This is a genomic window from Mesorhizobium sp. WSM4807 (assembly GCF_055811615.1).
Genome location: NZ_JBVVQY010000069.1, coordinates 1 through 7,266, shown reverse-complemented (window position 1 = coordinate 7,266; position 7,266 = coordinate 1). Strand labels below are relative to the sequence as shown.

At 61.2% G+C, this 7,266-nt stretch carries 9 protein-coding genes and 5 pseudogenes; 9 read left to right on the top strand and 5 right to left on the bottom strand.

The features are described 5' to 3' along the window. A pseudogene (locus tag AC0L3N_RS33275) lies at nucleotides 1-189 on the top strand (hypothetical protein); the annotation flags it as partial. A gap of 192 nt (nucleotides 190-381) precedes the next feature. Here AC0L3N_RS33275 and AC0L3N_RS33270 read toward each other — a convergent pair. Then, a pseudogene (locus AC0L3N_RS33270) lies at nucleotides 382-615 on the bottom strand (M24 family metallopeptidase); the annotation flags it as partial. Between the two features lie 667 nt (nucleotides 616-1,282). Between AC0L3N_RS33270 and AC0L3N_RS33265 the strand changes: the two are divergent. The 5 genes and pseudogenes from AC0L3N_RS33265 to AC0L3N_RS33245 all read left to right on the top strand — a co-directional run. Further along, on the top strand, nucleotides 1,283-1,546 hold the full coding sequence (locus tag AC0L3N_RS33265; RefSeq protein WP_473551865.1) for a hypothetical protein: 264 nt from the start codon (nucleotides 1,283-1,285) through the stop codon (nucleotides 1,544-1,546). A gap of 17 nt (nucleotides 1,547-1,563) precedes the next feature. Next, nucleotides 1,564-1,908 carry a M55 family metallopeptidase gene (locus AC0L3N_RS33260; protein ID WP_473551864.1) on the top strand — a complete coding sequence of 115 codons (345 nt, stop codon included), beginning with the start codon at nucleotides 1,564-1,566 and terminating at the stop codon, nucleotides 1,906-1,908. Between the two features lie 64 nt (nucleotides 1,909-1,972). Beyond that, a complete protein-coding gene (locus tag AC0L3N_RS33255) occupies nucleotides 1,973-2,119 on the top strand; it encodes a hypothetical protein (RefSeq protein ID WP_473551873.1) in 147 nt (48 codons plus the stop codon). Nucleotides 2,120-2,182: 63 nt separating this feature from the next. Next, a complete protein-coding gene (locus AC0L3N_RS33250) occupies nucleotides 2,183-2,452 on the top strand; it encodes a site-specific integrase (RefSeq protein ID WP_473551872.1) in 270 nt (89 codons plus the stop codon). Beyond that, nucleotides 2,449-2,565 (top strand): annotated as a pseudogene (locus AC0L3N_RS33245) (integrase); the annotation flags it as partial. The gene AC0L3N_RS33250 and the pseudogene AC0L3N_RS33245, both read left to right, overlap by 4 nt. A gap of 316 nt (nucleotides 2,566-2,881) precedes the next feature. On the opposite strand, the gene AC0L3N_RS33240 reads toward AC0L3N_RS33245, so the two are convergent. Further along, nucleotides 2,882-3,400 carry an aminotransferase class III-fold pyridoxal phosphate-dependent enzyme gene (locus tag AC0L3N_RS33240; protein ID WP_473551862.1) on the bottom strand — a complete coding sequence of 173 codons (519 nt, stop codon included), beginning with the start codon at nucleotides 3,398-3,400 and terminating at the stop codon, nucleotides 2,882-2,884. A gap of 473 nt (nucleotides 3,401-3,873) precedes the next feature. Next, entirely contained in the window at nucleotides 3,874-4,257 is a 384-nt protein-coding gene (locus AC0L3N_RS33235) for a transposase (protein WP_473551867.1), read from the bottom strand. On the opposite strand from AC0L3N_RS33235, the gene AC0L3N_RS33230 reads away from it, so the two are divergent. Next, nucleotides 4,181-4,594 carry a hypothetical protein gene (locus AC0L3N_RS33230; protein ID WP_473551870.1) on the top strand — a complete coding sequence of 138 codons (414 nt, stop codon included), beginning with the start codon at nucleotides 4,181-4,183 and terminating at the stop codon, nucleotides 4,592-4,594. The two genes, AC0L3N_RS33235 and AC0L3N_RS33230, sit on opposite strands and share 77 nt — an antisense overlap. Nucleotides 4,595-4,716: 122 nt before the next feature. Here the strand turns inward: AC0L3N_RS33230 and AC0L3N_RS33225 are convergent. Beyond that, nucleotides 4,717-4,993 (bottom strand): annotated as a pseudogene (locus tag AC0L3N_RS33225) (ISNCY family transposase); the annotation flags it as partial. A 49-nt stretch (nucleotides 4,994-5,042) separates the two neighbouring features. Next, nucleotides 5,043-5,270 (bottom strand): hypothetical protein, encoded by a 228-nt coding sequence (locus AC0L3N_RS33220; protein WP_473551860.1) that lies wholly within the window; start codon nucleotides 5,268-5,270, stop codon nucleotides 5,043-5,045. 167 nt (nucleotides 5,271-5,437) lie between these two features. Here AC0L3N_RS33220 and AC0L3N_RS33215 point away from each other — a divergent pair. Both AC0L3N_RS33215 and AC0L3N_RS33210 read left to right on the top strand, forming a co-directional pair. After that, nucleotides 5,438-5,653 (top strand): annotated as a pseudogene (locus AC0L3N_RS33215) (transposase); the annotation flags it as partial. 214 nt (nucleotides 5,654-5,867) lie between these two features. Further along, nucleotides 5,868-7,082: a RidA family protein gene (locus AC0L3N_RS33210; protein ID WP_473551857.1), complete on the top strand. Its 1,215-nt coding sequence runs from the start codon at nucleotides 5,868-5,870 to the stop codon at nucleotides 7,080-7,082. The last annotated feature ends 184 nt before the right edge of the window (nucleotides 7,083-7,266 follow it).

Below are 7,266 nucleotides of genomic sequence, written 5' to 3'. Positions count from 1 at the left end.
ACCGAGATCACGACCACCCCGACGCAACGGAAGCTCTTTCATCTCGATATGCTGCTGCGCGGCTTCTACACCCCGCGGCGCGGCACAATCAATCTCTCGCTGGCCACAAGGGATGAAGACTGCGAGGCATTCGTAGAGGCTTTCGTAGGCTTCCTCGACCGATATTCGGCGTTCCTGCCGCGCGACTAGGGCCGCACGGTAAGGAGTCCATTGCAAAGTTTGCGGCAACCGTCCGGTATCACGAGGTGGTATGCGTCTTTCCGGGATCAGCATCGCGTTCATAGGCAGCAGTTTTCGACCTCCTGCTGCGTGTGCACTGGATCCAATCGATACCGATTGAGTAACCAAGGCGCGAAGTCTTCGTGTATCCCCGCGGCACGATTACCTGCTGGAAGGCATCAGAAAAGTTCCGCAGACATTGCCCGGCTTGATCTGCGCGATGGCGGATTCAATGCCCTCGAGGATCATTGCATGAAGGTCCGCGAGAGCCTGGATGGGCTCGCCCACCGAGATCGTTTGTGAAAGAGGTGCAGTGTACTTATAGCGGTTGCCGGCCAGTTCTATGTTGACGCCGTCGCCCAGTTTGTAAGCTCTGTCGGTCCAGCTCAGGTGCGGAGCCTCTGCCGAATTCCGACCGGCATTGCCGGATTATAGACCAGGCTGCCGCCGAATTCTTCGGTGCCTGCGAGCCAGCGCCGCAACGATGGCCGCAGGTGCCCTCCTCCTCGACTAGGAAGAGCAGTATTACGAAGCAGGTGATATTTCGCGCTAAAGCATAGCACGCCCATGACGCCGCCTTCGGTGCGCGGATCTTGCGAAAGTCGATCAAGCGCCCAGTCCGCTGAACCTCTGGATGAATTTTCCGGTGGCGCTTGATGGATCGGTGAACTGGGCTGAACCCTTGTCGAAGCCGGGAGATTTGTCGTGCTGCGAGCGGAAATGGTTGCATCGTCGCCATGTCCGCCTGCCCATGGGACGCCGCGCCTACGGATGGCATGGTCTGTATGCCGACCGACGCACACTACCAAGTCCTCGGCTGGTGGAGAGGCACAAATCTCACGCAGTTCAAACAAGTGCTCACCTCATCAATATGGTCGCCCACAAGCGACAAGAGAAAGAACGGTGCGTGACTCGCCGAGGGCCCGGCTCGGGCGAAGAAATTCGACCGCCTTGTGCCCTAGATCGATCGACTAGTCTCTCAGGAGCAGAGCCGTGACAGCGCCTGCGATGTGGAACCTGCCGATTCCGGACATCCACCATTTGTGCGCTAAGTCGCCGCGATATGGCGACCTACGACAAGAATCCGAGCAAATACACGCAGTCCCTGGGCGCCGATACCCCTGTGCCGATCGTCACCATCAAGGGCGTTACCGATCTGGAGCGGCTGCGCGATCGCCTTGCCGAGCGCGATATCATCGTCAGGGTGCAGCAGGCCGGCGGAACTTCCGACGCGTCTGACGAGGCAACCATGCGACTGGCGGTGTTTTGCGAGCATTCCCCGGCCCAGATCGACAAGCTCTTGCAGTCGATTTTCGAGCTTCTCTAGAACGAAGGAATACTATCATGAAAGTGTTCATCAGCGCCGACATCGAAGGCACCGCCGGCATCACCGTGTGTGACGAGGCCCGGAAGGGTAACGCCGCCTATTACGAATTCCGAGAATACATGACCACGAACTCGTGGCTGCCTGCCATGGGCGCCAGGGCTGCCGGTGCGCGCGAGGTGGTCGTAAGGGACGCGCATTCCACGGGGCGCAACCTGATCCTGTCGAAGCTGCCGGCCTATGTCCAAATCATCAGGGGCTGGAGCGGCCACCCCGACATGATGATGTTCGGCATCGACGATGGCTTTTCGGCAGCCTCAACAACAAGGCGGGCACCGACACCAACCCGCTGGCGCATACGTTGAACGGCAGGGTGTGGCGTCTCCTGATCAATGGCGAGGTGGTGTCCGAATACACGCTCAACGCGCTGTGCGCGCCCGCTACGGCGTGCCTTCGGTGTTCCTATCGGGCGACGCCGGCATGTGCGCCGAAGCCAGGGTGCTGGTGCCGCGCGTCGGCACCGTCGCCACCGGATTGTGCCGCGCGACGCGACGCGCATCTCGTCGCGCCTCGTAGCCCCTATTTCATATTTCTTTGTCGTCGAGCAGGGCGGCAGATGCTGCACCAACCGTGCACCGGGTGTTCTGGCAGCTGTCGCGACAGATCGGTCTGCGGCAGCGGGGGCAGCGCAATGGTCCGCGGATTCACGATCTTCGTCACCGTTTCGCCGTCCAGGCCCTGACCAACTGGTATCGTGCGGGCGAAGATGTCGAGCGGGAACTGCCGGTCCTCTCGACCTTTCTCGGCCACGCCAATGTTCGCGACACCTACTGGTATCTATCCGCCGCGCCGGAACTGATGACCCATGCGGCGCGACTGCTGGATAAGCGGTGGGAGGTTCGCTCATGAGCGCCTCGAACGATCTGGCCGTGCTGATCGAGCGGTGGTTCACCGATCGGCTCATGCGACATCGAGGCGTAAGCTCCAACACCATCGCCTCGTATCGCGATACCTTCCGGCTTGGCGCGCCAGGGATGATTCCGGTCCAGACTGGCGTTCGGGTGTGGCTGGCCACTGGTCACACCGACATGAGGAAGGCCTTTCCATGGTGCGCGCCTCACCATTGTCGAACGCGACCTCCTTAGGCGGCTCTGCTCATCGGCCGAGCAAACGCATGTCACGCTGCGTCCAGCTCGATTTTAGCCGCATGGATAGCACGGTCCAACCGCTCCAGCATTTGGTCAACGTCATCCTCGCTGACGATCAAGGGTGGCGTCACGCATGGCGGCCAGCCATCCCTCTGGCGGCACGATCACGCCTCCGGAGCCCTGCACCGGCTCACAGAAAAAGGCCGCCACTTTGGAGGAACCGCCGAGCTCGGCGACCTTGGCTTGTAGCGCGCATCGATGCTACCGTTGATGATTTCGGCATCCGTGCTGCCATATGTACTGCGATACGGACAGTGAGACGGGATATGATGTTGGTACGGCAGCGGAAGATCAAAAACAGGTGACAGTTTGAAAGACCGGTCAGACCGGCACCGGCCGAACTCACCCCATGATAGCCTCGTTCAAGCCCAATGACGTGTTTCTTCTCGGGCCGGCTTGTGACGTTGAAGAAATAACGGATTATTTTCAGCGTCGAGTCGACCGCGTCCGAGCCGCCAAGCGTAAAGAAAACGTGTTGAAGGCTTTCAGCTGATAGCCGAACCAGCTCCTCGGCGAGCCGTAGTGCCGGCTCGTTAGCAAAGCCGAAGAAGCTTGAAGCATATGGCAGCTTCGACATTTGCTGACGCGCTGCTTCGACGATCTCGATGCGACCGTACCCCAGACCAAGCGGGCCAAGATCATCACGCATCTGGTCAACATTCGACTGCGGGCCGCCAGCGTCGCAACGGGGGATGGCAACGATGACGAACGCTGATCTTCTGCCGGCACCGCGCTCACACTCTTGATCGCTGCGATCTCGGACTCGGTAACGGGGCCGGTGCAGTCAAGTCCAAAAGACACGCAGCGAGTGGGTTCGGCAACACACTGTGTCGGCCGATTGAGAACCTGTTCATTCCGAGCGCGTGATCGCGATGAGAGCGCTGTTCGCGTCCCTTCTTCTGAGGCCCCCGGGTTCATGCTTCGGTGAGTGGTCAGCGCGATGGCTGCCATCATGATGCTGGTCCAGTGCGGTAACCCGATTGCCCATCTCATAAGCGTGGGCGACCGGAGGCCGGCGACAGTCCTGACCACGGCATCATCGGAGACCGCGTCCCGGTAGGGACCTCGAAGGGCTGCAATCATGCAGCCATCAGTTGAGCGCTCCTGCAAGCATTTGATCTGTCATGCTCGAGCGGTCTGCGCTGCAGCGTCGACCCGGAACTCTGTGGCATCGCTCCACGTACGATGGAGCACAACACCGATCCGACGGGCCAGGGCAACCATCGCCCTTTTTGTGCCTCGCCGTTTCTTGACTTGCACAGCCCACGTCCTGAGCCATGAGGGGCGTCCGCGGTTCATCATCACTGTAGCCGCTTGGCACAGGGCCCTTCGTAGATTGGCGTCGCCCGCACGGGTGATACCACCTGTCACGTCACGCTCTCCCGACTGATGCCGAGATGGTGTGAGCCCGACCCAGGGACCGACTTTCTTGGAAGAAGAGAAACGGGCGGGATCATCGATTGCAGATCGGAAGAAAAGCGCGACCACGGCGCCTATTCCCGGCATGGTCATCAGCAATCTGCACACCGGGTCCTCTTTGGTGAGCAGTCGAACCGACCGTTCGAGCGCAGCCAGTTCCGTGCGCAGGCTGGCTCTGGCCCTCAGCATGGGATCGCTCGCCGCCGTGAGCATGGCATTGCCATCCACCAACTCGCGCATTCGTATGTCAAGCGGTCGCGTGAGATCGCCCCTATTTTCAGGCCAAAGTTCCGGAGCAGGCCGCGCAGCGACAATCGCGAGCGATCATGCCCTGCTGGATGGCCTTGCGCGCACCGAGCAGGGCGCGAATCTCTTGCGCGGAGACGGATTTGCAGTGCACCGGGCGGAATCAGCCCAGATGTAGAAGCCGCGCAATACCCTTCGCATCCCGTCTTGACCGGTCGCGGTAGAGGAAGGGCGAGAAGCAGTGGTGCGTCCGCCGCGTGATCGACCGATCGCATGATTGCGTTCCCCCTTTTACCCCCTGCCGCTCTTCTTGTGGAAGGCCATGTCGCGTACACCCCAGGCTATGGCTCCGCTCAGATCGGCGCGGCTTGCATAGCCGCGGTGGGCCACCGCCTGGCGCGGCGCCTCGCCATAGAAGGCGATGTGGCGCTCCAGCATTGGCAGCAAGCGCTCGCTGTAGGCCGGGTTGCCGGCTTCGATGACGAGGTCGACGATAAGTCCATTTCTGCCGGTGGTCAGATTGAGTTTCGTGGCCATACTCGACGTCGCGGCTGCCTTTGACGATTATATCGGCATCACTCGCGACCGCGCAGCCGTCCGCGCCGCTATCAGCGATGGGGCGCCGGTCAGCCTGCGGCGCGGGCCTTCCTGCGCAGCACGGCGTGAACGCGGCGGTAGCCATAGGTCGGCAGCGTCTTAATGATCTCCTCGAATCCGCCGACCATTTCGCCATCGGACTCGGGAGGACCGCCAATTCGGCCTGATCCACGGCCCTTCGAACATCCGGCGATATTGAAGCGGGCGACGCCAATCGTCTCGCACATCGCCTTCATCAGGAACCGTCCTTCGGCCACGAAAGCGACCGAAACATCTGTTTTTGAGCCCGCGGCCGCTTCAAGAGCGTCCTTGAGGATCTCAGCTTAATCGTCTTTTTGCCAGCAGGCACTCGCGCACCTGGTTCTGGAGCGCGCGATATTCCGATGTTGCCACGACCTCGCCCTTGGCGAGTAATGTCGCGTCTATGACTGGTAGCAATCCGAAGATTGAGATCCTGAACGGTCGCGAGCGTCGGCGACGATGGTCGACGGCCGAGAAGCTGTTGATGGTCGAGGAAACCTGCGCGCCGGACGTGACGGTGAGGCTTGTCGCCCGGCGCAACGGCGTCCAACCCAATCAGCTGTTCCACTGGCGCAAGCTCGCGACGCAGGGCGAGCTGGCGGCCACAGGCGCCCAGCAGGTCAACCGCTCTCCTCAACCATCAGCATAATGATTCTAAGATTCTCATAATACGACAGGGCTAGCGCTGTTCGGGCGCTCGATTTACTACAGTTCCAGCAATGCATTTCATTCGATGCCGTGCGTGCGTCGTTCAAAGTCCATGTCCGCGGCAACATGTAGTGCGCCGGCCTAAGACCAACGGACCATGCCTGCGAGGGGAATTGGGAAAGAACATGACCGTGCCCAGTATGTGGCATCTGCCGATCGCGCGCACCCACCACTTGTCCGCCAGTGCCGGCGTTTTGAGCTTCGTCGGCGGCGCGGGTGATTTCGACACAGCGGGACGGATTCGCAACCCGGGCGACCTCGACAGACAGATCGATGGCGCGATGGCGAACCTGGCGGATGCGCTCGCCACCGAATCCTGCACCCTCGACGACGTGGTGCGGCTCAAGGCGCATTATACCGCCGAACGCGACGACTGGGAGGTGATCGCGGCAGTGGCCCGCTTCTTCAAGGCGGACCCCATGCCCGTGATCAGCACGCTGCCAGAGCCCTTGCAGCCTTTCTCTGGCCAGACGATCCAAATCCAGGCCATTGCCCAGCGCGGTTGGCGGACGCACGCCGACATCCGATCGGTGGCGCGGCCCGTGCCGCCCGAGAGACGGGCGCTCTTCCGGGGACGGACCGTCACTGGAGGCCTGCGAGCGGGTGAGTTTATCGCCCTGGCCAATCGCACGGCGGAGGACGCGGATGGCGTGGTGCGCCATCCCGGCGATGGGGTGGCCCAGAGCCACTTCATCATGGAGAGACATGCGGAGACGCTGGCCGCACTCGGCGCCTCCTTCCAGGACTGCGTTAAGATGGAGGGCTACAATTTAGGTACCAACGAAGACGGGGAGGCGATGGCGAAGGCGCGAATGAGCCATTTTCGGGAGCCCGGGCCGGTCGCAACGGGGCTTTCGTGCCACCGTCTCAACCCAAAGGAGGCCCTGACCAAGGTCGAGGTCATGGCCATGCGCGAGCGGCGTAACGGCTACGACAAATACATCCCGCGCGAGGACCATTGGCCTGAGCGCGTGTGGGATTGGACGTCCCCTGTGCCTTACCGCCAAGCCATCGGGCTGCGCAATACGGTTTGGCTCGGCGGCCAGTGGCCCAAGCGTCCGTACGGCAACAAATTTGTGATCGTCATGGATGGTCAACTCCTGGCGCAGACCCGCTTCACCATGGGCTATATCCAAGACCTCCTGCGGCCCTTCGGGAGGGCGCCTGCGGACTTAAAGCTGATGGTCTGCTATTTCGCTTCGACCGGCACTGAAGCCGAGACGGTCGCTTTCACCAAGACCATCGCCGATTGCGTGGGTGGAGCGCTTCCGCCCATGACGCTCATACCGCAGCCCAAGATTTGGGGCAACGTGGAGATTTGGGGCGTGGCGCAGGGCTGAGGGCGCTTCAAGTCCGCCGGCAAACGAGATTCCGTATGCGCTCCCATCTTCCAACGATATGAAGCAACGCTGCGCCGCTCGATCCTTGCAACGAGAGAAGCCAGATGGGGTTCTCTGATCGCGGAGCTGATTGCAAGCTCCTTTTCGGCGTATCCATGTTCCTGCCGGCTCTGTGGTTCTCTTC